20 protein-coding genes and 1 pseudogene are annotated in these 23,859 nt (G+C 56.1%); 5 read left to right on the top strand and 16 right to left on the bottom strand.

All coding sequences use genetic code 11. The features are described from left to right. Positions 1-7 precede the first annotated feature (7 nt). From A9995_RS14265 to A9995_RS14250, 4 genes are read right to left on the bottom strand one after another with little or no spacing between them, the layout of a single operon-like run. Positions 8-814: a hypothetical protein gene (locus A9995_RS14265; RefSeq protein ID WP_067614202.1), complete on the bottom strand. Its 807-nt coding sequence runs from the start codon at positions 812-814 to the stop codon at positions 8-10. Next, on the bottom strand, positions 804-1,667 hold the full coding sequence (locus A9995_RS14260) for an ImmA/IrrE family metallo-endopeptidase (protein WP_067614200.1): 864 nt from the start codon (positions 1,665-1,667) through the stop codon (positions 804-806). Before A9995_RS14260 ends, A9995_RS14265 begins: the two co-directional genes overlap by 11 nt. A gap of 4 nt (positions 1,668-1,671) precedes the next feature. Next, positions 1,672-2,019: a helix-turn-helix transcriptional regulator gene (locus A9995_RS14255; RefSeq protein ID WP_067614198.1), complete on the bottom strand. Its 348-nt coding sequence runs from the start codon at positions 2,017-2,019 to the stop codon at positions 1,672-1,674. Position 2,020: 1 nt separating this feature from the next. Continuing rightward, on the bottom strand, positions 2,021-2,320 hold the full coding sequence (locus tag A9995_RS14250) for a hypothetical protein (protein WP_145916978.1): 300 nt from the start codon (positions 2,318-2,320) through the stop codon (positions 2,021-2,023). Positions 2,321-2,439: 119 nt separating this feature from the next. Between A9995_RS14250 and A9995_RS14245 the strand changes: the two genes are divergently transcribed. Together A9995_RS14245 and A9995_RS17255 are read left to right on the top strand one after the other, a co-directional pair. Continuing rightward, a complete protein-coding gene (locus tag A9995_RS14245; RefSeq protein ID WP_067614196.1) occupies positions 2,440-3,300 on the top strand; it encodes a hypothetical protein in 861 nt (286 codons plus the stop codon). After that, a complete protein-coding gene (locus A9995_RS17255; RefSeq protein ID WP_199797277.1) occupies positions 3,297-4,250 on the top strand; it encodes a cell division protein ZapA in 954 nt (317 codons plus the stop codon). Before A9995_RS14245 ends, A9995_RS17255 begins: the two co-directional genes overlap by 4 nt. Before the next feature lie 158 nt (positions 4,251-4,408). Here A9995_RS17255 and A9995_RS16185 read toward each other — a convergent pair whose 3' ends face one another. The 7 genes from A9995_RS16185 to A9995_RS14210 all read right to left on the bottom strand — a co-directional run bounded on the left by A9995_RS16185 (position 4,409) and on the right by A9995_RS14210 (position 16,072). After that, a complete protein-coding gene (locus A9995_RS16185; protein WP_082992756.1) occupies positions 4,409-5,545 on the bottom strand; it encodes an alpha-hydroxy acid oxidase in 1,137 nt (378 codons plus the stop codon). Beyond that, positions 5,542-6,876 carry an MFS transporter gene (locus A9995_RS14235; protein WP_082992755.1) on the bottom strand — a complete coding sequence of 445 codons (1,335 nt, stop codon included), beginning with the start codon at positions 6,874-6,876 and terminating at the stop codon, positions 5,542-5,544. The genes A9995_RS16185 and A9995_RS14235 overlap by 4 nt, the downstream gene beginning before the upstream one ends. A 4-nt stretch (positions 6,877-6,880) precedes the next feature. Further along, positions 6,881-9,256, bottom strand: a complete 2,376-nt coding sequence (locus tag A9995_RS14230; protein WP_145916975.1) for a TonB-dependent receptor — start codon at positions 9,254-9,256, stop codon at positions 6,881-6,883. A 103-nt stretch (positions 9,257-9,359) separates the two neighbouring features. After that, positions 9,360-10,127, bottom strand: a complete 768-nt coding sequence (locus A9995_RS14225; RefSeq protein ID WP_067614187.1) for a DeoR/GlpR family DNA-binding transcription regulator — start codon at positions 10,125-10,127, stop codon at positions 9,360-9,362. Between the two features lie 25 nt (positions 10,128-10,152). Continuing rightward, positions 10,153-12,777 (bottom strand): alpha-L-rhamnosidase N-terminal domain-containing protein, encoded by a 2,625-nt coding sequence (locus A9995_RS14220; RefSeq protein ID WP_233998228.1) that lies wholly within the window; start codon positions 12,775-12,777, stop codon positions 10,153-10,155. After that, entirely contained in the window at positions 12,714-14,000 is a 1,287-nt protein-coding gene (locus tag A9995_RS14215; RefSeq protein WP_067614183.1) for an L-rhamnose isomerase, read from the bottom strand. Before A9995_RS14215 ends, A9995_RS14220 begins: the two co-directional genes overlap by 64 nt. Further along, complete coding sequence (locus A9995_RS14210; RefSeq protein WP_233998227.1) at positions 13,997-16,072, bottom strand: bifunctional rhamnulose-1-phosphate aldolase/short-chain dehydrogenase; 2,076 nt, start codon at positions 16,070-16,072, stop codon at positions 13,997-13,999. Before A9995_RS14210 ends, A9995_RS14215 begins: the two co-directional genes overlap by 4 nt. Positions 16,073-16,127: 55 nt before the next feature. Here A9995_RS14210 and A9995_RS14205 point away from each other — a divergent pair, with 55 nt between their 5' ends. The 3 genes and pseudogenes from A9995_RS14205 to A9995_RS14195 all read left to right on the top strand — a co-directional run bounded on the left by A9995_RS14205 (position 16,128) and on the right by A9995_RS14195 (position 19,664). Continuing rightward, entirely contained in the window at positions 16,128-17,513 is a 1,386-nt protein-coding gene (locus tag A9995_RS14205) for an FGGY-family carbohydrate kinase (protein ID WP_168157408.1), read from the top strand. A 554-nt stretch (positions 17,514-18,067) separates the two neighbouring features. Further along, positions 18,068-18,334, top strand: a pseudogene (locus A9995_RS14200) (transposase); the annotation flags it as partial. An 88-nt stretch (positions 18,335-18,422) separates the two neighbouring features. Then, positions 18,423-19,664, top strand: a complete 1,242-nt coding sequence (locus A9995_RS14195; protein ID WP_067614177.1) for an IS701 family transposase — start codon at positions 18,423-18,425, stop codon at positions 19,662-19,664. 102 nt (positions 19,665-19,766) lie between these two features. Here the strand turns inward: A9995_RS14195 and A9995_RS14190 are convergent, their stop codons facing one another. From A9995_RS14190 to A9995_RS14175, 5 genes are all read right to left on the bottom strand, one after another. Next, entirely contained in the window at positions 19,767-20,057 is a 291-nt protein-coding gene (locus A9995_RS14190; RefSeq protein WP_067614175.1) for a type II toxin-antitoxin system RelE/ParE family toxin, read from the bottom strand. A 2-nt stretch (positions 20,058-20,059) separates the two neighbouring features. Continuing rightward, positions 20,060-20,299 (bottom strand): type II toxin-antitoxin system ParD family antitoxin, encoded by a 240-nt coding sequence (locus tag A9995_RS16180; protein ID WP_082992751.1) that lies wholly within the window; start codon positions 20,297-20,299, stop codon positions 20,060-20,062. A gap of 141 nt (positions 20,300-20,440) precedes the next feature. Next, entirely contained in the window at positions 20,441-20,998 is a 558-nt protein-coding gene (locus A9995_RS14185; RefSeq protein WP_067614173.1) for a recombinase family protein, read from the bottom strand. A gap of 604 nt (positions 20,999-21,602) precedes the next feature. After that, complete coding sequence (locus A9995_RS14180; RefSeq protein ID WP_067614171.1) at positions 21,603-21,962, bottom strand: response regulator; 360 nt, start codon at positions 21,960-21,962, stop codon at positions 21,603-21,605. Further along, on the bottom strand, positions 21,959-23,467 hold the full coding sequence (locus A9995_RS14175; RefSeq protein WP_082992750.1) for a PAS domain S-box protein: 1,509 nt from the start codon (positions 23,465-23,467) through the stop codon (positions 21,959-21,961). Before A9995_RS14175 ends, A9995_RS14180 begins: the two co-directional genes overlap by 4 nt. Positions 23,468-23,859 lie beyond the last annotated feature (392 nt).

Here is a 23,859-nt window from a genome sequence, read left to right as displayed (position 1 = left end):
GAGATCTTCACGCCGGCTCCAGCTGCTTGGCCGACGCACTGGCATAGGCCTTCACGACGTTCATCAGTTCGGTAAAGTCAGGGTCGGATTTAGCCACGTCCATTTTGGCGAGGCCGACGAATACGTTGAGCTGCTCAAATTTGAGATCCATCTGCCCAGCCACGAAGGCGCCAAGCCGAGCAAGGCCAAGGTAGTTGCCATAACCTTTGCGGGCAACCTGTTGGGTTGCGTAAAAGGCGTTCAGATGAAGCGCGCCGTTCTCGAAGACGAAACTAACCTGCTGGAGGCATGGGAATTCGAGCTGACCGGCAGAGCTATGATCGCGAGCCGGGTCGAACGTGGTCGCCTGAAACTTAGACGTACGCCGAGCCTTGGGATGCGCTCGATAGTCGTCGAGCATCCATTTAAGTTGGTTGGGGCCTTGGCCCCCACCGTTCAGATCAACAAGTCGCTGGAAATATGAGCCGCGTTTGTTGTTGCGCGGATTGAACTTCTGGATGCGCTGGAAGCTTTCGATGAAGAGGTCGAAGAACGCGTCGCGATCACCGCCCGACATGTCCCAATAGCGCTGCGGGAAGAGAGTGAAAGCGACGTTTTCGGTGTCCTTCTTTCCCTGTGCAGCGAGGAAGGCATCGACAGCACCGCGGATTTCCCCGATCTCGGCGGGCGAACCGTCCGGTTCGAAACCGCGAACAATGAGGGTCAATGGCGCAAGACGCGTAACGCCGGGCCGGGTCAAGGCCAGCATGACCTTTGCCCAGCCAAGCGAAAGATTTTCCGTGGCAATCGTCACGGGTTTGCTGTCATTCTTCATCGGGATCCTCCTCAAAGCGGTTGGCGGCGGCGCCGATATATCCTGGCTCGCCCTCGGTTTCGTTTGGCATGACCCGAACCTTGAGGGGCTCGGCGAGGCCGGTTACAGTGGCGATCCCACGTTTTACGGCCAAATACAGGTCAGAATCGCCGCTTTCTGCTGGTTCGAGCGCAATGCCTGTTACGGTACTGTTCGGGGGCAACAGGACTGCGGTGCCGATTTCCACATCGAAGGTTTGCGCTTCGTTGTGCGCATCGACGATCAAGAATGCGTCGTATTCTTCGTTGAACAGTTGGCGGCGTATGCGCTGCGGGTTCCAGCGGCTGAGCTCGACGCGCCGCGTTGAACTAATTTCCCGAAGTGTATAGCTCATGTGATTGAGCAGTGTCTGATAGCCGACGCCGAACTGGCAGGCGATCGTGAATAGCTGGAGCGGCGTGGGATTGCTCTGATCCCAGCCGCGCCGCGAAAAAGCGCCGCGAAGCCCGACCGATGGCATCAGAAGGGTTCCAGCGAATGCATTGGCAAGCACCTCTTCGGGCTTATCGGAGTCGCCGCGCTCATCCTCCTGTAGCTGATCGATGGTCGAGCCGTGACCGAACCAGTGATGACCGATCTCGTGACCACAGGTGAAGGCCCGGCGCGGAACCGGCCGCAACGATGACAGCAGGACGCGCGGTGTCGGCTGTTTGAAGTAGAAGCCTTCCATGCTGGTCGCGATGAAGACGACTTTGATGCCAAGGCGCTCTGCGATGGCATAGGGATCCACCGGGCCGAACGGATCGAGATCAAGTTGATCACGACACTCAGTGGCGGCTTGCATAGCTTCGCGGTGGAGAGCGCGACGGTCCATGAGATTAGCTCGCCTTTTCGTCGTTGCGGTAAGCGGCGAGCGCCTGGAGGAGCTTCTCGAGGGATTCAGCGGGTAATTTCTGCAGCTCGCGCGCGGCGAGCTGCAGGCGCGGGTCGGTGAGAGACAGGCTATCGGGGCCATCGCCGTTAAGAAAGGCGACACCCACATCATACAGCGCTGCGAACCGGCTAAGCTCCTCGGCGCTAACTTTGCGGTTACCGGCCTCGATTTCAGATACAGTGGGCCGATGCATGTTCATGCGTTTGGCGACCTGGCCTTGAGTGAAGCCAGAGAGGCGCCGCGCGTCACGCAGCCGTCCGGCCAGTGCGCGCCGCCGTTCGGTATCGTCCATGTCAGGCGGCCGCCTTTACGGGCGCTTTGGCCTGCGCCTTTGCGCAGATGAGGGTCGCGGTCTGATTGATGCTCAATGGGGCAGCTCCTTTGTCGCCAAAAATGTGGATGTCGTGCGGGATGGTCACTCCGAGCCTTCGCGCGACCAGCGTGGTCGCTGCAGGCCAGACAGTGCTGTCGAATTTCTCCAGAGCTGTCGGCGGAACGGTCGAGCCGGTCAATTGCGGACATGGCAGGCCGCTGCGGACCTGAATGTCATTCAGGACCGCGATCAATGCATTTCTGGCGTCATCAATCGTCATGTCAGCATCTCCTTACCGTCCGTAAGATAATCTTACCGATATGGAAATTCAAGAGCAATTGGCTCGGTCTGCTCGATTCTGCGCAATTTGGGCGCTACACCGAGGCCGAGAGGTGCCTTATGACGTTCTGGAGTAGTCAAAAAATCGAGGCCAATTTGGCCAAACTGACCGATCATCCTGACAAGGAGATGATCGATTGTAATGCGATCACTCTGCGAGTCGGTGGCGAAGTCTATGTCACGCCTGGTCTTGAGCAGACGGCACCGAACCTGCATACTAAAAAGCAGCTTGGACCCAATGAGCCGATTCCGATTCCGCCGGGCAAATTCGCGTTTCTACTGACTGAGGAACGTGTAACGATTCCTCCCGAGCAGATGGGCTTCATTTCGGTGAAGGCGACCTACAAGCTTAAAGGGCTGGTCAATGTGTCCGGTTTTCACGTCGATCCAGGATGGTCGGGACCCCTGATTTTCACAGTCTTCAACGCAGGACCAGCGACAATTCATCTTCAACGCGGGTTGCCGGTATTCCTACTCTGGATCGCAGATCTCGACGAAGCGTCGGAAAAACGAAAGACCGAAGCTGCGGGCGACGGAATACCGCCGGCGATCATCAATAACATTACAGGAGTTGTCGATTCGATTTACGCCCTCGAAAAACGGCTGAAAGAAGACGTGAAGGTTGTCGCCGACAAACAGGAGGCGTTTCATGCGCAAGTCGCCGAGGTCAAAGAGCGCCAAAGCAAAGTTCTACTCTACTTTGGTATTGCTGCGATCCTAGCAGGCACCATAGTCGGAGTAGGCGTAAAAATGTTGGCCGATCATCTCTTTCCAACCGCGCAAATGGAGGTCGTTGTCCAGGGGCCGAGAAACGCAGCGTCGGCAATTTCGCCGGGGAAAGCCCAACCTGCGCGATTGGCTCCGTCTAATGACGGTAAACCGGCATCACCGGAAAACGCGACCGGAGAGAGCGGCACGTGACAGAACCGCAAACTACAAGTTTTCGTGGTCGCGCGGTGCCAAGCGAGACGCTCGAGCGCCTCATTCTACTTGAAATCGCTATTCGTGAGCAGGCTGAGCTCGACGACAGGCGGCAATCGCGCCCTAATGCTTCGCTAGATCCAACGGGCTGGAGCGTGCGGGAAATCTCGAATCACGAAGGTTGGGACGTTGTGCTTGCTAAAGTCGACCAAGCGCGTGCAGCGCTTGTCAGGACAGGCCTCTTAAAAGAGTTACCTGCCCCTTCGGACGTAGATAAATCCATAGATCTAGGTACGGGCTCATTGATATTGTCGCGCAGCGGGAGGGCGCGAGCGTCCGAAATTGCGCCGGCCTATCTGGGTGGGCCACTCCGGTCATGGGCATCGGTAGACCCGGCGTTTGAAGACATCGGACAGGTTAAGGTCCAGTTTCTTGGCAGTCAGTTCGTGATTGGCTGCGTAGCAGGCGAAGAGGCAAAGGCACTTCGCCTTGCTGAACGCTTCGAAATTGACGCCGGGGAGGTGACGAAGGCGGTTTCTGCAGAGCTTGATGATGTGCGGGCGATGCTCATGGCTGGCGTCCTCACCTATGAAAGCCTTGAAACACTCGAGAATTCGACCGGTGAATTGCCAGCATCTGACAGACTGGTCGGGCTAGACCACAATTCTGCTGTGTACCAATCGGCAGTTCAATCACTAGACTCCTTGATTACTATTGTCCGCGACAGCAACCAATACCGACAAAACAATGAGGCCGATCAAGAACGACGACTGAGTGAGCTCGAGGCCGGGCGAGTGCTTCTAAATAGCCGTTGGGTGTCTGCGGCGACTGCCAAAGCGGCACTTTGGGGCACTCTAAGTTATCTCGCTATCAAGTTTGCGGATGCACCGATAGGCGAAGCGGCTGGGATTGCGTGGAACGCAATCAAGCGTTTGATCGGCGTGCTCTGAGCAATTTCGCAAAATTTCAGTTTCATTATTGCGGGGCCGTTTCTCGACCATCTGGATGTGTTTGGCTCGCGTAAGTCTTTCCGCAAACAATGGCGCTCGTGAATCGTAAGATGAATACCAGAACGAAGTTTAACTAAAGAATGATAACAAAGATTATGTTAAATATAGCGCAGATCTATGGGTGAGGCAATGTCAGGCAATTTAATTGACCCAGACAATGCCATTCCGCGAATTAGCTCCTCTTCGAGTATTTCCAACGCTTTTTTTACCCCTGCTGCGCCACTCGCCGCAAGTCCGTAAAGATATGCCCGGCCGACGCTTACTGCTGCTGCGCCTAATCCTAACGCCACGAGGACGTCGCCGCCATTTCGCACGCCACCATCAAGAATTACATCCGCCCTAGTTCCAACCGCTTCGACGATCCCAGTCAACGCGTCCAAAGCAGTGATATCCCTATCCAGTTGCCGCCCACCATGATTGGAGACTGAAACCGCTCCAAACCCTGTATCTATCGCTCTGCGCGCATCATCGGGATGCACAATGCCTTTCAATATGGCCGGGCCGTTCCAGTCCCTCAGTAGTTCCTCTGCATCTGTCCATCCAAATGCCGGATCGAGCTGTTCGTTCACGAAAGACGCCAGACTGGTGGCAGACGTCGTGTTGTCAAGATTGGCATATCGGATCGCAGGGCTCAGAAGGTAATCGGTCGTCCATCTGGGACGTTTGGCTGCTTCCCATATCTGCTTGAAACCAATCTTTGGTGGTATGGAAAACCCGTTGCGGTGATCGCGTCGGCGATGGCCGTGAATTGGCATGTCGACAGTCAGGACGAGAGCTTCGAACCCTGCCGCTTTTGCTCGCTCCAGCATTGCACGGGTAAGACCGCGATCTTTCCATACGTAGCACTGGAACCATTTTGGTCCTGTACCACTCGCAGCGAACTCCTCGATCGACGTTGAGCCGAGAGTTGAAAGCCCACATACTACGCCGCGATCGCCAGCCGCACTGGCTACAGCTTTTTCGCCTTCGGTGTGAAATAGTCGGTTTCCAGCAGTGGGGGAACATATGATGGGTGTGCGGTAAGCCTTGCCGAGCAGCTTGGTCGTTAGGTCGATTTTCGACACGTCTCGCAGGACGCGGTGCTGGAACCGGTATTGGTCGAACGCGAAAGAGTTCTCGCGCAGCGTCTTCTCATCATCGGCACCCCCATCTATGTAATCGAAAACCATTTTGTGAGCCCGCTTCTTCGCAAGCATGCGCAGATCTTCGATCGACTGGCAATCCTGTAGCTTCATGCAGTGATATCGGGTGTCATCGCCAGTCGATGGCGATCATCGGGGTGCGCGAACATGATCGCAGCGATCGCAAGGTGGCCGAGAATCGGCGGAGTGAACGTCAGGAACGCCATTCGCAATGGCACACCATCGATCTGCTCGATGGCACCGGGGACGAACCCGATCTCGGAATAGATCCAGAACCCGATACCGACGGCTGCTGCCTGACCCAGTTTTGTAGACAGTGTGACGAGAGCGAATGCGCTACCGGTTTGGATAAAGCCGCTCTGTCGGCGTTCCAGTTCGTCGATATCTGCGACGATCGCGCGGGTTAGGAAGATCCAAACACCCATTGTTGAGCCGAAGCCGATAATTGCAAGTAAAGCACCTGAGAGACTACCTGGCGTGACGAAGAAAAGTGCTGCGACGAAAGGAATCGTGAACAGGGACGACCACATGATCGTCATGCTCTTGCCTAGACGTTTCGCGACAATTCCCCATAGGGGAACGAAGACCAGCCCAGAGGCCATGAATGCGAGCAGCAGCAGACCTGCGCGGTTACCCAGATCGAGATAGCTGTCCATCGTAAAGACGAAGCCGCTGAGCAACATGCCGCCGGCGATGCCTTGTATGAAGTCTGCTGCAAGCAATCTACGGAACTCAGGCCGCATGAACAGTCGGCGCATAGCGTCTGTAAATTTGCTTTCTCGGTGTGCAGAAGCATTTCCTGTAGGAGCAGCCCAGACCGCGATTGCGATCGCAGGGATCGTCAGCGCCAGAACATACCATCCCAGCGCTTCCACTCGTGCCCGTGCCGGGTCGACAGCACCGACCTCTACGATCGCGGGCAGTAGCATCGCGGTGAGCAGACCTGCGATGCTGGCGAGCAGAACACCTCCCTGCAACCTAGATCGTTCGTCGTAGGTTTGTCCGAGATCGGCAGCCCACGCGAGCTGCGTGATTGTCAGCATCGTGTAGCCAAGATAGGTTATGAATAATGCGATCAGCAGCATGGCAATGCTGGGCGACGCCGAAGGAAAGAAAAGCAGGTATGTGCCAAGCAGCAGGATGGGCGCAGCCGCTACGATCCAAGGTTTCCTTCGCCCCCAACTGGATTTCGTGCGATCCGTCAGCGACCCCATCAACGGGTCGGTGAAGATGTCCCACAGCCGTGCCAACATGAATATCAGCCCGATCGTCGCGAGGTCCACGCCCATGCGTTCTGCGTAGTAGGGCGGCAGGTATGCACCGATCGGAAAACTGAGCGCCGCCGCCGGTAATGCCGGCAGAGCGAACAGCATCAGCCGTCCAGTCGACAGGCGGCCGGCTGATGATAGGCTTTGCGGAAGCATAATCTTAGAAGCTTGCGCGGACTTCGACACCCAATCGCCTGTCGTTTGCGATAAACTGTGAGTACCCGCCTAGGACAGGGGTTGAGAATATGCTTTCCGCATAATCAACATCGAACAAATTACGCCCGAACACCGCAACTGAATAGCGTTTACCTGGGGCGGTCAATTGAAGGCGACCGTTCACCAGCGCGTATCCGTCCTGGATTGTGTTGGGATCCTGCGTCAACGAGTACAGCGTATCAGACTGGAAACTTACCTCTCCGCGCAAGGATGCTTCCCAACCGCTGTTACTGAGCGGCACAAAGACAGTGCTGTAAACGAAGCCGGACAGTTCGGGAGAGTTGGCCGCACGAGCTCCGGACAGATCCTGCGTTCCGCCGATCCCACAGCTGGCTGGTCGCCCTGCCAACGTTGCCGGACCGCATTCTGCATTTGGGAAGTCGACATAGCGTGCATCGACATAGGACAGATTGAAGCCTGTTTCGAATACACGATCTGGCCGAATTGTGACTTCCAATTCCGCGCCCTTAGTTCGGAACTTGCCGACATTGCTGAGCACGAACCCTGGAATGCCGTCCGTCCGCTGTGATGCCGCTTGAAAATCATCGACCGTCGTGTGGAACCCAGTCAGCGCCGCCTGGAGACGTCCATCCAAAAGACGGCCGCGCAAGCCGACTTCGAAATGATTGACGGTTTCGTTTTCCAGCGGTTCGTAGATCGCCGAACCATTGGCATCGAACACGATAGGGCTACCGGCGTTGAGATCATAGGCGCGCCCCTTGTACCCGCGGCTGTATGTCGCATAGGCGCTTACATCGGCCGTGAACTCGTAACGTACGCTCGCCATTCCGGTGAGCGCGGTATCGCTGACATCGTCTTCGATGCCGGCGATGAATTGACCGAAGGCACCAAGTGGCAGACCTCCTGAGCGATCGAACGCCACGTCGAGGGTTTCGTGTATGATCCGCGCACCCGCAGTAACCGAAAGCGCATCCGTCACTTCCAGAGTGGCCTGACCGAAGGCCGCATAATTCCAAGTCTCCTGCGATTGGTTCTGGATGTTGACCAAAGTCTCGGGCGGAAAGAGCGGGAGCGCAGCTGGTGGAAGGAAGAACGGTGCTAGCGGTGCAGGTATGTTCAGACCGGGTGCCGGCCGAACGAATGAAGCCTCCTGTCGCTGTACGCTGTCGACCTTGAGGTTGAACAGGTAAAGGCCAAGAACATACTCGAACGGCCCATCAGGCGAGATCAACTGAATCTCCTGACTAAACTGTTCAATCTCGGAATCTGTTGCGGCCAGATCGAAGAACGAGATCGGCAACTGATCGGTCTTGTTGCCTTCCGAGATGTCGAATGTGCGATAGCCGCTGATGGAACGCAGCGTGTGATCGCCCAATACTACGTCGATGTCGAGCGTAGCCGCGATCGTTTCGCTCTCCTGGAAGTTGGAACGGATGGTCAGCGCGACATCACGGTTTCCTTCGCCTGGCGTTACGAAAGCGCCCGCAGTCGCTCTTTGCAATGCCGCGAACGGGCCTGCCGTGGCAAATTGGCGTGTTGTCCAGTTGCAGCACAGCGTGTCCTGCTTCTGATATTCTCCGGTCAGCAGGATATTGACCGCTTCACCAGCGTCGAAGGACAGCTTGCCGCGAACACCCCATTCATCTTCATCGTTCACTTCATCGATGGGAAAACTTGGATTAAGCTGGTTGAGTATGCCGTCACGCTGGTTGACGAAACCGGTAATCCTGGCAGCCAAGCCGCTTTCGCCTATCGGACCGGAAACCGAGCCACCAAGACGGACTTCATTGTCGCTTCCATAAAGGGCGCGAAAGTCTGCTTCAAACGTATCCGTCGGACGTTTCGTGATGACGCTAACGACACCGGCAGAAGCGTTTTTCCCAAACAGGGTGCCTTGTGGTCCGCGCAACACTTCGATGCGCTCGATGTCAACCAGATCGAGCAGGCCGGCAGCCTGCCGGCCAAGCACGACGCCATCGATCACAATACCCACCGCGCCTTCGGAAGCGTCTGAGAAACTCGTTGTGCCAAAGCCTCTAATGACCAAGCCTTCACCGCGTGCTGTCGATGATGATCCGAACGTCAACGACGGAATGATATCGACGAGGTCGTCGATGGAATCGAGCCCCTGATCTTCGAACGCTTCGCCGCCGATAGCAGTGATGGCCATTGGGACTTCACTGATGACCTGCTCACGTTTCTGAGCCGTAACGATGATCTCGGCGATGCCCTGATTATCAGACTGGGAAGCAGCGCCTTCAATATCTTGAGCTTGACCCGCGCTTTGCGCAATTGCGGCAGTTGGTATGACCATGGCAAGAGCCACAAGGGCGGCACCGGCAAGCAGTTCGTTACGCAAAGTTTCTCTCCCAGATTATATCTCTGTTTCGTCATGTAGACGAGTAGTTCGGAAAGAAATCAATCAAAAACGAAAGCAAACGATCATAAACTTGCCTGTGAGCTCATTTTGCGACGACGAGTCGCGTGCCTGCCTGTTGTAGCGCTTCCCGCATCGCCGGTTCGACGGATCGATCCGTGATTACCGTATGGATCCTAGAAAGCGGGCAAAGCAGAATACCAGCCTGAGCTTTGAATTTGGTGGCATCGACGAGCACAATTAGTCGTTCCGCAAGCGATAGAAGCCGTTTTTCCGAATGAACCAGCAACGAATCCGACTGACGCAATCCATCGGTGCGTAGTGCCTCCGCTCCGATAAACATCGTGCCAGCTCTGAAGTTTGCCAATCCATCATCGCCAGTAGTCGACAAGACGATGTTCTGTTCGGGAAACACTTCACCGCCCGGCACGACCAGACGGGTTGCGGGATCCGCAATCATCGACTGAACGATGTGCAGGCTGTTGGTCAGCACCTGCATTCCCCGGCCGACCAGATGGGGGCTCATCTGGTAAGTTGTCGTTCCGCCATCCACGATGATAACCTCGCCATCGTTACACATCGTTGCCGCCTCGGCGGCTATGCGTTTCTTCGCGTCGATGTTGCGATCGACGTTACGCTCAAAACTGCGCCCGACCAGCACATGTCTTTCCCCTGAAGCCAGCTCCGCGCCGCCATGGACACGAATGAGCGAACCTGCCGAAGCAAGTTCGGCCAGATCGCGCCGTATGGTAACTTGAGACGTTTCCAGCTTCGCTGCGACTTCCTCCACCCCGACGAACTGCCGTTCATTGAGTGCAGACAGGATCAATCGATGGCGTTCGGTCTTTCGCATACCGGCAGGCTATACGCAGCAACGTTCATATTGGCGAAGGCTTTAGTTTCAGGCGCAGCTCGTGCTTTCCAGCCCCGAAGGTCAGCTTGGACGACCCGCTTTCAAACCGGTCAGTGTCCGCTTCGATGGTAGTTCCACTGGGCACGACAAGCGTGCCGGTCAGACTATATCCATCACGCTTCACAGCTATCTCGATCGCGCCGTTCACGATTGCCAGGGTGCCTTGTGCGGACATGCCGTCTGGCATCTGCGGCGAAAATCTAAGCTGATCAGCACCGTTCGTAATTGGCTGAAGTCCCAGATATTCGTGCGTCAGCTGATAGGTCGGAGATGCGCTGAAACCGTGGCACAGGCTGGCGGTAGGCTCCAGGCTCTCCCATAATGTGTCAGCGCCACGATCCAGCATTGGCTTGAGCCGCTCCCGGAATAGACCTATGGCACGATTGAAATGCCCTGCTTTGGCGAGCGCGCAGTAGACGAAATGGCTGTAGAACGTATTCGCCAAAACGACACCTTCGCGTTCGTCGAGCGTCTCCCCCTCGGGCGCGATCGGTGGCCCGGCCGTAAACGTTAGCCGTTCGCTATCCGTGATGCGATTGACCATGCGCTGCCAACGCTTCCGAGGCGCATCGCCCCAAAGGATCATCGCAGCATTAGCGTGCTGGCTAGTGCGTGCTTCCTGTTTGCCTGTCACAGGGTCGACAACATCAACATAGATGCCGCGCGCTTCATCCCAATGCCGCTCGTCCAATGCCGCATTGAGCTCAGCCGAAATGGCAAGAAGCCGTTTCGCTGCCCGTGGATTCTCCAATGCGGTAGCCATGCGCGCGGCGGCTTGAAGCGCGCCAGAATACTGGGCGTTGAGAGTGCAGGCCTCGCCATGCCGACCGACACCGGACCAGTCCATGAAATGCCAGTATGGCAGGTCGACAACGAGCCCGGATGGCCCGCGCTGCAGGTCGAACCATTGCAAAGCGCGCTCAATTGCAGGGTAGATATCTTCGATGGTTTCTTCATCGCCGGTCCACAGCAGATAATCCGCCGCCGTTAGGATCCATTGTAGCGTCCAGTCGGGGATCAGCAGACCATTCACCTCGTGATCGCCCGGAGCGAACATCTGGGTAAGACCATCTGGACGCTGGCTGCTCGCAACATCGCACAGATATTTGGCGGTCAGCGCATGGGAAGCAGGCCCGAATGCTGCCTGTGAAACCAAATGTTCGACGGTGACATCGCCAAGCCATTGACGCTGTTCGCGGCTCGGACAGTCTTCCCAGCCATCATGCATGCATAGCTGGACGGTTCGCTGTCCAACTTTCCAAAGCTCGTTAAGAAAAGGATCGTCGCAGGAGAACGACCCCGCATTGCCGGCAGGATAGCGCATGAAGTTCATGCCGACGGTTCGCACCTTCAATCCGGCGGGAGCGTTGCGGATGGTAACCTGCATCCATTTGATTGCTGACCATTCGAAGCGTTCGAATGTCTGATGGCCTGGCCGTGCTATGTATCGGGCAATATGCGTGTCATTTCCGAGCACCGGCGTTGCGACGACCCGAGCATCCGCCGCCATACCGTCATCGGTGAATTCGCCAGGAAGGCGTTCGTTTACAGCGATATCGATAATTTCGCCGCCCGCCGCTTCGATCTTAATCGATGGAAAGCCGGTGAACAGTTTCCCGAAGCCGAACAACAGGGTCACCCCCTCGCCACCAAGGGTGGTGATCGTTGTATGGCCCTCACCTTGATCGAGCATAGCTTCGGGCTGAGTTATCGAAAGCTCTGCGTCGAGGAACTCTTCTTCGTAAAGCGCTCGATGGACCGGCAGTTCAACCTGTGCCCTTACGCGTTTAACGAGGCGCAATTGCTCGGGCGCAACGAACGTCTCCGTCATTTCGGGCAGAGGGTTCGGCAACAGGGTCGGGAAGGGCTCCGTTACCAATCCACCGAAGAAACTTTCCGGCCCGCCGCCGCCGCTGTGCATGATCTGCACGGCATCCCACTCGCTGTCATCGAACCCGGCGGTATTCCAATCCTGTGGCAATGAACGCGCGTCGAGGCTTTCGATGAAGCCCAGCCCCTTGTTCATCCGTTCGGTGTCTTGATCCCACGCCGGACTTTCGATGCAGCGCCATTCGGCATCCGTTGCTACCGTTACCGTGCCGCCATCCACCTGCGCCGAACCGTCCAGCCACAGCCCGCCGTCACCGAAGGTAGGCTGCCACATTCCGCGCACCCGTTCATGCCAGGCCGTGTCGACACCATAGACATGCACGATCACTGCGATGCAGTTGACGCCCTTGGTCAGATGTTTGGTGAGGTCGTAGCTATCGTATTTCTGGTGATGCACATCGCTGCGCACGGGCCCCCGGCCGATCCGTTTGCCGTTCACGAATAGCTGATAGCGACCGTCGACGGTAATGTTGACTTCAGCTGATTCAGGTGACTGATCGAGAGTGAACTCTCGCCGGAACAGGTACCAGCGATTGGGTTTTTCGGCGCGCGCAGGAGCGTCCTGCATTGCTGCCAGAAAGCCCATCGGATCGATCGCCTGCTTCGCAGACCAAATGAAAGGTGCTCGAACTGTCATCACACTATCCCCGTTGAGCCGACTGCGACTAACTTGCGCGTCTTTGCCACTTCGTTTCTGTATCCACTGGCCCTGTAGGCTGCGATCGGATCGATGGCTCCGCCCCGCCGTCTTCGTGTTTCTGCGACCAATGGGCGCACGTCTGTTTGATATGCATCCTGCAGCAACGCACGGGCGGTTATCACGTCATTTGCATCCTGTGCTTCATGCAAGCTGGCGCGATCCACCAATAATGCGCGCGCGCAAGCGCATTGCAGCGCGTCCGCGCTCACCGCCAGGCTTTCGATCGGATCGGTGACGTTGTGCGATTGATCGAGCATGTAAGCGGGAGCAAAAGGCACCGTGTCCTTCCCGCTGGCCCGAGCCGACGCCTCGACCAGTTCGTTGAACACGAGAAACAGCTGGAACGGTTGGATGCTCCCGCTGTCGAGGTCGTCATCCCCATATTTGCTGTCGTTGAAGTGAAACCCACCCAGCTTTCCAGCCCATGCTAAGCGCGCAACAATCATCTCGATGTTCACGCTCGGCGCATGATGACCCAGATCGACCAAACAAGCCGCTTTCGGCCCCATAGCCGTTGCGGCAAGGTAGCTCGAACCCCAATCCTGAATGACGGTCGAATAGAACGCCGGTTCGAACAGCTTGTGCTCGATGAGCATGGTCCAGTCATCCGGCAAAGCTGCGTAGATTTCGCGGGCGCTATTTAAATACCGGTCGAAGCTGCGGGCCATATCGCTCTGTCCCGGATAATTGCTGCCGTCACCGATCCACACCGTCAGCGCGCTGCTTCCCAACGCCTTGCCGACTTCGATGCAATCGATATTGTGGGCGATTGCCTGATCGCGAACTGCCGCTTCGCTATGAGTCAGGCTGCCATGGCGATAGCTATGTTGCTGCTTCGCTTGGTCCTGAAAGGTGTTGGAGTTGACCGCATCGAAGCCAAGATTGCGGGCGGTGGCGTGATCGCGCAGTTCGCTGTAATCCCTCACGTCGTCCCATGGGAAATGGGGAGACACGCGCGGACAGCAGGTCACGAGTTCCTGTATGACCCCACAATCGTCGATCTTGTCGAATATGCTGGTCGGCTCGCCAGGGATTGGAAAACGGGCGAACCGCGTTCCTCCGGTGCCGACGCCCCAAGTCGGCACAGCAACCTCGAATGCAGCAAGTTTGTCGATAGTATCGTTGACGTCGACGAATTTGCGTAATCCGTCCAACCGAACTTCATGATCTGCCGCAGCAGATGCATTCGTTCTGGAGATTGCTTCGGATATTGCGTTGTTCATCGCGTAAATGCTCCTGCATTGCCGGCATCGACGTTCAGGATGTTGCCGGTCGACTTGGCCGACCGTTCACCAGCAAAGAAAGATACGGCCTCGGCAATATCGGAAGGGAGCACCGATCGCTTCAGAAGCGAACGGTCACGGTAATGGCCTTCTAGCTCGTTATCTTCGAGCCCGTATGCCGCTGCCCGTTCTTGCCGCCATGCACCGTCCCAGATCTGCGATCCTTTCAGCACCGCGTCCGGATTGACGGTGTTCACCCTGATGCCGTGCTCTGCTCCTTCTAGCGCCAGATTGCGCGCAAGATGAAGCGCGGCAGCTTTGGCAGACGCATAAGCCGAGGCACCTTTAGAAGGCACGAGCGCATTCTTCGAACCAACGAACACGATGCTGCCGCCTCCCATTTGTCTTAACAGGGGAAACGCTGCTCTTGCTGTCAGAAAATACCCTTCAGCCAGAACCAACTGGTTCCGACGCCACAATTCGACGGTGGTTTCTTCGAAGGGAGCGGCTGATGCGATCCCGGCATTTGCCACGACGATATCTACTCCCCCAAACGTCAGCGCTGTGTGATCGAATGCTGACTGCACCGATCTTTCATCTGTTACATCCATGAGAGTTGCTCGGATGGCATCTTCGCTATGGTTTGCAGTCAGCGCAGCCCGCGCCGCCTCCAAACGCTCGGCATCGATATCGGCCAGCATGATACATACGCCGTCTGCAGCGAGCCGCTGCGCAATGGCGAAACCGATTCCACCCGCCGCACCGGTAACGAGGGCTATGCGCCCTGCCAGTTTCTTGGGCGTAGGCATACGCTGTAACTTGGCTTCCTCGAGCGCCCAGTATTCGATCGCGAACGCTTCGTTTTCAGGCAGCGCGGCATATGTGCCGATGGCTTCCGCGCCGCGCATCACATTGATCGCGTTGCGGTAGAACTCGCCGGCGATCCGGGCGGTAGTCTTATTCTTGGCAAAACTCATCATGCCCAAACCCGGCTTAAGCACGATGACCGGTTCCGCTCCACGCATTGCCGGACTACTTTCGACACGATTGCGCTCGTAATATCCTGAATAGTCTTTACGATATGCTGCCAGTGCCTGATCGATGTCCGCGCCGTCCGATAGAACCAGTGGTTTGATCTTGGTTCGCAGGAAGTGGTCAGGGCATGAAGTGCCGAGATCCGCCAGTTCTGCCAGTCGCTCGGACGAAACGAACTCCATTGCTTCATCGCTGCGATCGAGATGTCCCACCTTCGGGACGCCGTCGGATGACAACGCTGCGCGTAGAGCGGGCATCAAGGTTGCTGCCTCAGCTATTGCTGCTTCGTCGGACAGGGCGCCGTGCATCGGCTTTCCGAATGGCGTGGTTTGTTCGAGATGAGAATTCACATAGCGGGCGGCCTTCGCCACCAGCTCGATGGTAAGAGCATAGCAGTCCTTCGCGTTGTCCGCCCAACTGAACATTCCATGCCCTGCAAGCACGACGCCACGAATATTAGGTTTGCCCCTTGCGAGATCGCGCAACCGCAATCCCAAATCGAAGCCCGGTCGCTGCCATGGCAACCACCCTACCTCGTCGCCGAAAACTTCGTGCGTCAATCGTTCGCTGTCATCCGTCGCAGCGATCGCGATTACCGCATCGGGATGCACGTGGTCGATATGTTTGGCTGCTAGGAAGGTATGAAGCGGTGTATCGATGCTGGCAGCACGCGTATTGAGTCCGAAGGTGCAATGCGGCAACATCGCTACCATCTCATCCTCGCGGTCTAGACCATGATAAGCCTGTTCAAGCTGACCCAGGCGATTCAGATAGAGAGTGGAGAACCCATCCAGCTTCATCGAGCCGAGATCGCCGCCTGATCCTTTCACCCACAGCACATCGACCGGTTCATTTGTGAGTGGATCTGTTTCGGTGAGTTTCGCCGATGTATTGCCGCCCCCGAAATTAGTGATCCCGAGATCGGACCCGAGCAGATTAGAGCGATAGAGAAGTAGCTCCGCGTCGCCGAGCGACCGGGCAAAATCGTCATCCCACTGATTGTGTGGAAGGAAGAGGGGGGTGGGATGATAAGGCACGCTGGGTCTGTCCCTTCGGATTGACAAAACTGATTTTGATCGTTGTTGTATGGTTATGAGCGAAAATGATCAATATGCTTGTGCAGGTGATTTGCTGAAGCTCGATATCGGCAAGACACACACCAAGCTTGTTCGCATGATAAACGGCGGTGAGGATGAGCTAGTTGCACAGATCTCCAGTCCTACATGTGCGAGCCTTTCCTACCCTGCGATCGACGTCGCACGGATATTCGAATGGTTTGTCGAAACCGCTGCACAGCTTCAAGACAAGGGCAGCATTGCGGCGGTTCTGCCTGTTGCTCACGGCGCTGCATTCGCAACACTGAAGGCTGAAGAACTTTTTTTCCCGGTGATGGATTATGAGTTTGTTCCTCCACCAGCGATCGAAGAAGCTTATTCAATCATTCGGCCACAATTTTTGGAAACCGGCAGCCCCGAGTTGCCGGGAATGCTCAATGCTGCGAAACAATTGTTCTATTTGCAGGAAACGCACTTTAGCAAATTCATGCAAATCGACGCTATTATCCCCATCGCGCAATATTTCTCATTCCGATTGTCAGGTAAAATGTGCAGCGAAGTAAGTGCGCTCGGGTGTCATACCGATCTCTGGAACCCCGGAGCTAGTCGCTTCTCGGCTCTGGTCGAAGAGCGTGGATGGCTGGCGCTTTTCCCTGCACTTGCTAAGGCTAGCAGTGCGATAGGGCGCATCAAACCGGACTTGGCGCGATTTATCGGACTCAGCGAAGATGTGGCAATTCTGGCCGGCGGGCACGACAGCAGCATCGAGGTAGCCCCTCATCTTGGAGCGGCGGAACAAAATACCGTCGCGCTGACGACCGGAACATGGTTTGTACTGACGAAGAACTGCTGCAATGTAACCCCGTTTAAACGAAGCGAACATGCTGCACGAACCATGGGTGTGGATGGAAGTGAACTGATAGCAGCTCGTTTTATGGGCGGGCGAATGGTCGAAGACGCCATTTCGAACGGGGCGCACCTCGGAATTGATGATCTGAGTTCGGCGCTCGAAAACAAGGTTCTTTTTGCATCAGCCGGACATGATAGGGGCTCTGTTGTCGTAAACGATATAATATCAGCGTCCTTAATGGAGCCTACCGATCGGGAAGCTAGAGCTGCAGCGATCTGCCATCTCGTATTGTCGACGCTTGCTTCTCTGCGACAAATTGGTGGCGCACAGCGGATAATCGTGCTCGGCAGGTTTGCGGAAGATCCGTTTTTCCTACTCGCAATGTGGCTGTTCAATCCCGCTGTCGTGGTGATGGTCAAACGACCCGAAAGTACCGGAAATCCCCTAGAACGTGTTTTCAAAAAGGGTAAATATGTCATACCTAATAAATTGGATTTTGGGCGTGAACAAGAACTCCGTTCTTTAATACCGGACTATACGGATGCTTGGATAGAATTACAGACTGGCTGTTGATAATTGACGAAGTTAAGAATATCCGGCTAAAGCGCCGCCTCGTCCAACTCGCTGACAGGGCCGGGTTCGCCCGAGCAAGCATTCACAACGGCAGATCGAATACCCGCTCTGGCTAAAACTTAGAAAGTTGTGACGTCTAGGATTTCCCAATTTCTAGCCAACCAGATTTCGAACGGCCGCACGCAAAAACGCCCCACAGTTCGATGTCTTCATCGAAGATACGGGATCACTCCGGAGCGCGCTATTCGATGCCTCGATTTTGGGGCCACAGTGCTTAAACTACATCTGGCGAGTCACAAAGCCGACCTGAACGATCGCGATTACAATGGAGCCGATGATCGGATCGCTATCTTGGTCAACCACGTTGACATCGCGGTCATACCGCCCGGTGTCTCGCATTTAGTTGCTGGAGACGCGAAAGATATAGCATGCAGCATAAGCGAGCCGAATAAGGCCGCAAATGTTATGTTAAGAGGTGGTTCGGCAAAACTGCACAGCAGGATAAGTGGATTTTCTGTCTTACGGCGGCCAGTGCGGCCGCATGACAGGAGCGTAAGGGTTATGATGCTGATTTCATTCGCCAAGATATGGAGAGGCGCGGCGGCACTGCGATGATCCCGACCAAGCGCAACCGGCTCATCCAACTGCCGGTCGATTCCGACATCTACGCCCTGCGCAATATGATCGAACGATGCTTTAACAAGCTCAAGAACGCACGATGGCTGGCCACCCGATACGATAAAACCGCCGACAACTATCTCGGCTTCATCCACACCGTCTCAATCCGCCTGTGGATGCGTGAATTTGTCAACAGGTCCTAGCACTACTTTGGTAGATTTTTTAATTTTGGAGATTCCCATTCGTTGATTTTGGTGATTCATAGGGAGCCAGCTTTAGTGGAGGCTGGTGATGGATTGGGATTGGCGGAGCGAACTTGATACGTGGCTTGCACCGTTTCTGGCGGCTTTGCGGCACAAGACGCGCAGCCGGATGTGTCCAGCGTATATCGCTGGATTGATGGGTCCGGGTGATCGCAAGAGCATCCAGCCCATGGCGGCCCGCACCGGGGAAGCAAGTTACGACCAGCTTCACCATTTCGTAGCGAGCGGTGCCTGGGATGCTGCGCCGCTTGAGACGGTGCTTCTTACCGAAGCAGACCGTATAGTGGGCGGGAACGATGCCTGGCTGATCATCGATGACACTTCCTTGCCGAAGAAGGGGACCCATTCGGTGGGCGTTGCCCCTCAATACGCGTCAACGCTGGGCAAGAACGCCAACTGCCAGACGCTCGTATCGTTGACGCTTGCATCTCGCGAAGTGCCGGTCATGGTCGGTTTGCGGCTGTTTCTGCCCGGGATCTGGACCAGCGATCCAACCCGGCTTGATGATGCCGGTGTGCCGCTGGATTGCTGGGACTACCGGACCAAGCCCGAGATCGCGCTAGCCGAGATCGACCGCGTCCGCAGTGCCGGTGCACGCTTCGGCTGCGTGTTGGCGGACGCTGGCTATGGGATGAGCGCCTCGTTCCGGCAGGGTCTGAGTGGACGCGGCCTCACCTGGGCCGTCGGCATCCCTTACAAGCAGAAAATCTATCCCGCCGACGTGGCGATGATCTTTCCTGTCACCGGGCGTGGTCGTCCCCGCAAGCGGCACATCCCTGATGTCAAATCAGTATCGGCGAAGGCGATGCTGGAGACGGCAAAGTGGCGCAAGGTCAGCTGGCGCCGTGGGACCAAGGGGCCACTCTCGGCCAGCTTCGCCGCTGTTCGCGTGCGTGTCGCCGATGGCCCGCCTCAACGCATTCGGGATATGGGCGCGCAACATCTGCCCGGCGAGGAAGTGTGGCTTGTTGGTGAATATCGCTCGACCGGCGAACGCAAATACTACCTTTCCAATCTCCCTGCCGATACGCCGATCAGGCAGCTTGCCGGGGCGATCAAGGCCCGCTGGGTCTGCGAACAGGGGCATCAGCAATTAAAAGAAGAGCTCGGCCTTGATCACTTCGAAGGCCGATCATGGAAGGGGCTTCACCGACATGCGCTGATGTCGATGATCGCCTTGGCCTTCCTGCAAACACAGCGCCTCAAGCAGGCCCAAGGGAAAAAAAAGAATCGCCGGACCACCGCCACAGCCGACTTTGCCAGCGATTAGGCAGGCCATCATTGAATGCTTCGCCAAACCTCCAGATCAGACTTGCCCACATTGCGGATACAGCATCTCTGACCCGCCGCCCAAGAATCTGCCAAAGTAGTGCTAGTCATTGAGCCAGTCGGTTTTCGCATGCGGAACGCGCAATATCAAAACGTCACCATTTTCAGCGATTTCATAGACGACCAAATGCGACTGATAACGATGCGCGCGGACCGGAGGATCAATCTCCGTTCTTTCGCGGGCGGCTGCGGGATTGCTTGCCAAAAAGTCGAATGTCTTGTGCAGGCCCGCGTGATAAATCTCGGCCTGTTGGGCGCCAAACGTGGCGATTGTATAGCGCGCGATCGAAAGAATATCTTCATCCGCGCGCTGTGATATCTTGTAAGAAGACACGCCTATCCATTAGCCGCAGCTAGCGCTTCGTCCCAGATATCGTCCATTGATCGCGTGCTGACGCCACTGGAGCGACCATCGTCAACGAGTTTTTGGAACGCAGCTATTTTGGCGGATCGTTTCTGGTCACGCCGGATAAGATCGCGAACATAATCGCTCACATTGCTGTAAGTGCCTAAATCAGTCTGATTCTCGACCCATTTTTTCATCGGATCAGGTAATGAAACATTCATCGTCGCCATTTGATTGCCTCCAGTAATTTACGCCGAGTATGGCAGAGTTTGCCAATCCTTGCCAACGCTTTTTCGCATAACTGAACTGGCCGCGATATGATGGTTAGGAGGTCCCATTTGCACGTCCATCATCGACAGCGATCTTTCGGATCATCTTGCAGAAGCAGCGTTACGCAACGCTCGCCAGACAGTCGACCGGCTCACTTTTAGCTGCTTTGCGATCTCGGTTGGCTTCAAGCCTTCATCCTGCATTCTTCTGACATCTTTGCGGTCCACGCTTGGCTTACGCCCGCGATAAACCCCATTTGCTTTTGCTTTCGCAATTCCTTCCATCTGCCGCTCCCGCCGCAGATTGGTTTCGAACTCGGCAAACACGCCCAGCATGTCGAGAAAGGCTTTTCCTGCGGCCGTCGACGTATCGATGGGCTGCTCGGTTGCACGCAGCGATGCGCCCTTCGCCTTCAGCTCACGCACCACGTCCTGAAGGTCGCCGATCGATCGCGCGAGCCGATCGATCCTGGTAACTACCAGTTCGTCACCATCTTGAATGAAGTCGAGGATTGTGCGCAGTTCATCACGGCCCTTCGTGGATGTTCCGGAAACTTTCTCGGCCCGGATCGTCACGCAGCCTGCGACGGTCAACGCATCTTGTTGTAAGCTCAAATCCTGATCGGCCGTAGAAACACGGGCGTATCCATAAGCAGGCATGGTTTGTGGCTTTGCGTTGCAATAGGGTCTAGACCCACTCCTGCTAACGTCTCATTTTGCGGAAAGCAACCCTATTGCAACGCTAATAGCGTTTCGTTTGCTTGGTTCGCTAGGGTGTACCCAAGTGCTACAGAGTAATGCGCCGTCTGCAATTCGGTGTATTGTGTTGAAAAACTCTGAAGGCCATTCTGGCGGGTCATAATCGAACACTTACATGACAAAACAGGTAATAATAAATCGCGCATGACAGCTCATTTGAATCATTGTTGCTTAAACTCAGTGGAGCGAGGCCTGGCACCGACTTTTTCAACACAATACGGTGGAAAGCGGTCATTCAAGATTTCAAATTTCAACGGCGGCTCTGGGCCGGTAGCCGTCGGTCGGCTTTACGGCGGCGAAAAATCATAGCGGAAAGATAAAGCGGACAGTTATCGCGCCTGCGCGGCCTCGCCGCTGAGCGCGCCTCGGCTGGTTAAGTGGCCTTCCAAGGCACCTATCCAATCGTAAAGTGGTCCTCATTCCCTTCACCTGATTCGAACGGTAAATGCGCTGATCTGAGCTTGCTTGAACAAAGGGTGTAGGGGAGGCTAAGCTGTCGTCTATTTCACTTGCACAGGAAATCAATAACGTGATGCAGCACAGCCAAGCCCGGCGGCTTTCGCATCACCGTCTCGTCTTCGTTGGCAAACGCGATCTGCTCGCGGTCGTAGGCTGTGAGAAAGGCGAGACGTACGCCTTGTTGCCGAAGGGCTTCGGCGATCGGCTGCGAGGTTTGGCCGTGACCGAGATTGACGTCGAGGAGTGCGCAGTCAATCGATTCACTGCGGGCCAGCCGCATTCCCTCGTCGAGCGAAAGAGCGGGACCGATAATATGGTAGCCAAGCTCAGCGACCGCATCGCTGAAGTCAAGAGCCAGAATGACCTCGTCCTCGACAATGAGTACACGGCGGACGGGCAAGCTCATGCCGCGCTTCCGGTGCTTTCGTTTTGAGGAAGCGGCGCATCGAGCGCCCACCTGTAACCCTCTGGGTCATATTTCATTGATACTTTTCCGCTCATCTCTGCTGCCAACGCACGGTCGATGATAAATGTCCCGAACCCTTTGGAATTCGGAGCAGAAACCGGGGGGCCATGAAGTTCGCGCCACTCAACATTTATTCGGGGCCCGTTCGTTTCACCAATGGCCCAGGTGAGATCGACTCGACCTTTGGGAGCAGCCAGCGCACCATGCTTGAACGCGTTGGTCATCAATTCATAGAAGGCCATCGAGATGGCAATGGCCTGGCGCGCCGGCAACATGACTGGCGGTCCATCGATCCTGACGCGGCCTTCGTGCGCATGATGGCCCAGAATCTCGTCGGCAAGTTCGTGAAGCGAAGCTTGGTCCCATTGGCCGGCCATTAGCCGCGAATGCGCATTGGCATAGGCTTGAAGCCGCTCGTCGATCTTCGTCTGAACCTCGACGGGCACTTCGTGGCGCTTCAGTGACTGGCTAACAATCGATTTCACCACTGCGAAGGCATTCTTCACCCGGTGATTGAGTTCGGCGATCAGCAGTTCCTGGGTGCGCACGCCTTCGGCCAGTTGCTGCTCGGCCGCGTGCCGCTCAGTGTCGTCATGGATGGTCAGCACTGCGCCAATGAGCGCTCCATCGTCTGCATATACGGGACTGGCATCGCCTAGAGCGTGCACCTCGCTGCCGTCGGGGCGACGGATTTTCCAGCGTGCCCCAGAAACCGTTTCGCGGTTGTTTAGCGCGCGATAAATCGGGAGCAGGTCGAGGGGGTATGGCTCACCCTCCATGGTGAACAGTCCATAGGCCTGCACGTAATCCTTAGGCTCGACATCGAGCTTGATTACCCCGTGAATTCGTTCTGCCGCTGCGTTCACAAAGGTGATCCGGCCCGTCTCATCGGTTACGATGACACCTTCCTGCAATTGGCGCAGCGTTGCATCGCGCTCGGCCGCAAGAGTCTTCAGCTCGTCGTTGGTATTTTGAAGCGCTTCTTCCACCGCACGTTGCGCGGTGACCTCAATGTTGGTGCCGAACCAACGGACCACTTGCCCATCCCTGCCACGCAGCGGTTCAATTTGGGTGAGGAAGGGCCGGAACACGCCATCCGCGCCTTTCAGCGGGAACTCCATCTCAAAGCGCTGACCCATCGCGATTGCGGCCTTCCAGCGCTCCAGAACGCTCGGCAGCATCTCCGGCTCGTGAACCGACTGCCACCCCCAGCCTTCCATCTCCTGCGGCGTGGTTCCACAGTAGTCATGCCAGCGCTTGTTGTACCAAAAGATGTAGCCGTCGGCCTTCGCCATCCAGCACGGAGAAGGCAGATTCTCAGCAAGCAGGCGGAACTCGTCGTTATCAATTTGATTTTCCGCGAAACCGCTAGTCGTCTGCGGAGTAACCGCCGTTGCCGCGCGGTGGTCTGACCTGGTCTGCTGGTCCTTATTGTTGCTAGTCATTTGCGACGGCCCCCCGCATTCGCGATTACAGCAGGCAACAGGTACGTCCAACGGAAAAGCTGTGTTGAGCGGAGTGTGCGACCAATAGTAGATCGAATTGTCGTTTTTGCCGCAGATTCGCTCAGCTGGCGTGATCCCCTAATTTCCCTCCTCCACGAATGACGAGACCCCGCCTCAGACGGTTGCGGAACGACAATCGAGGGTTACCTATGAGCAGATAGGGGGTTGGTGACAGGCGGGGCTAGGCTTGAACACCGACGATCTTACCCCAAAGTATGCTGTATCGGAGGCGACCCTTCATTACCTTTCCTTACTCTGAGCCCAGCTCGATCGAGATCTATCTACACAGCAAATGAACGGCAGCTTCCGGGTGCCTTCTCCAACCTGCCGGA

This window comes from Erythrobacter sp. QSSC1-22B, from assembly GCF_001678665.1.
Taxonomy (GTDB): domain Bacteria; phylum Pseudomonadota; class Alphaproteobacteria; order Sphingomonadales; family Sphingomonadaceae; genus Qipengyuania.
This window is presented reverse-complemented; position numbering and strand designations above follow the sequence as displayed.

Bases quoted from the DNA above. Each gene is read 5' to 3' on its own strand.
- A9995_RS14185 (WP_067614173.1), bottom strand. From the start codon at position 20,998: ATGCCTGCTTATGGATACGCCCGTGTTTCTACGGCCGATCAGGATTTG.
- A9995_RS16180 (WP_082992751.1), bottom strand. From the start codon at position 20,299: ATGGCGACGATGAATGTTTCATTACCTGATCCGATGAAAAAATGGGTC.
- A9995_RS14255 (WP_067614198.1), bottom strand. From the start codon at position 2,019: ATGGACGATACCGAACGGCGGCGCGCACTGGCCGGACGGCTGCGTGAC.
- A9995_RS14265 (WP_067614202.1), bottom strand. From the start codon at position 814: ATGAAGAATGACAGCAAACCCGTGACGATTGCCACGGAAAATCTTTCG.
- A9995_RS14235 (WP_082992755.1), bottom strand. From the start codon at position 6,876: ATGCTTCCGCAAAGCCTATCATCAGCCGGCCGCCTGTCGACTGGACGG.
- A9995_RS14225 (WP_067614187.1), bottom strand. From the start codon at position 10,127: ATGCGAAAGACCGAACGCCATCGATTGATCCTGTCTGCACTCAATGAA.
- A9995_RS16185 (WP_082992756.1), bottom strand. From the start codon at position 5,545: ATGAAGCTACAGGATTGCCAGTCGATCGAAGATCTGCGCATGCTTGCG.
- A9995_RS14250 (WP_145916978.1), bottom strand. From the start codon at position 2,320: ATGACGATTGATGACGCCAGAAATGCATTGATCGCGGTCCTGAATGAC.
- A9995_RS14245 (WP_067614196.1), top strand. From the start codon at position 2,440: ATGACGTTCTGGAGTAGTCAAAAAATCGAGGCCAATTTGGCCAAACTG.
- A9995_RS14195 (WP_067614177.1), top strand. From the start codon at position 18,423: ATGGATTGGGATTGGCGGAGCGAACTTGATACGTGGCTTGCACCGTTT.
- A9995_RS14205 (WP_168157408.1), top strand. From the start codon at position 16,128: ATGAGCGAAAATGATCAATATGCTTGTGCAGGTGATTTGCTGAAGCTC.
- A9995_RS14260 (WP_067614200.1), bottom strand. From the start codon at position 1,667: ATGGACCGTCGCGCTCTCCACCGCGAAGCTATGCAAGCCGCCACTGAG.
- A9995_RS14175 (WP_082992750.1), bottom strand. From the start codon at position 23,467: ATGACTAGCAACAATAAGGACCAGCAGACCAGGTCAGACCACCGCGCG.
- A9995_RS14215 (WP_067614183.1), bottom strand. From the start codon at position 14,000: ATGAACAACGCAATATCCGAAGCAATCTCCAGAACGAATGCATCTGCT.
- A9995_RS14180 (WP_067614171.1), bottom strand. From the start codon at position 21,962: ATGAGCTTGCCCGTCCGCCGTGTACTCATTGTCGAGGACGAGGTCATT.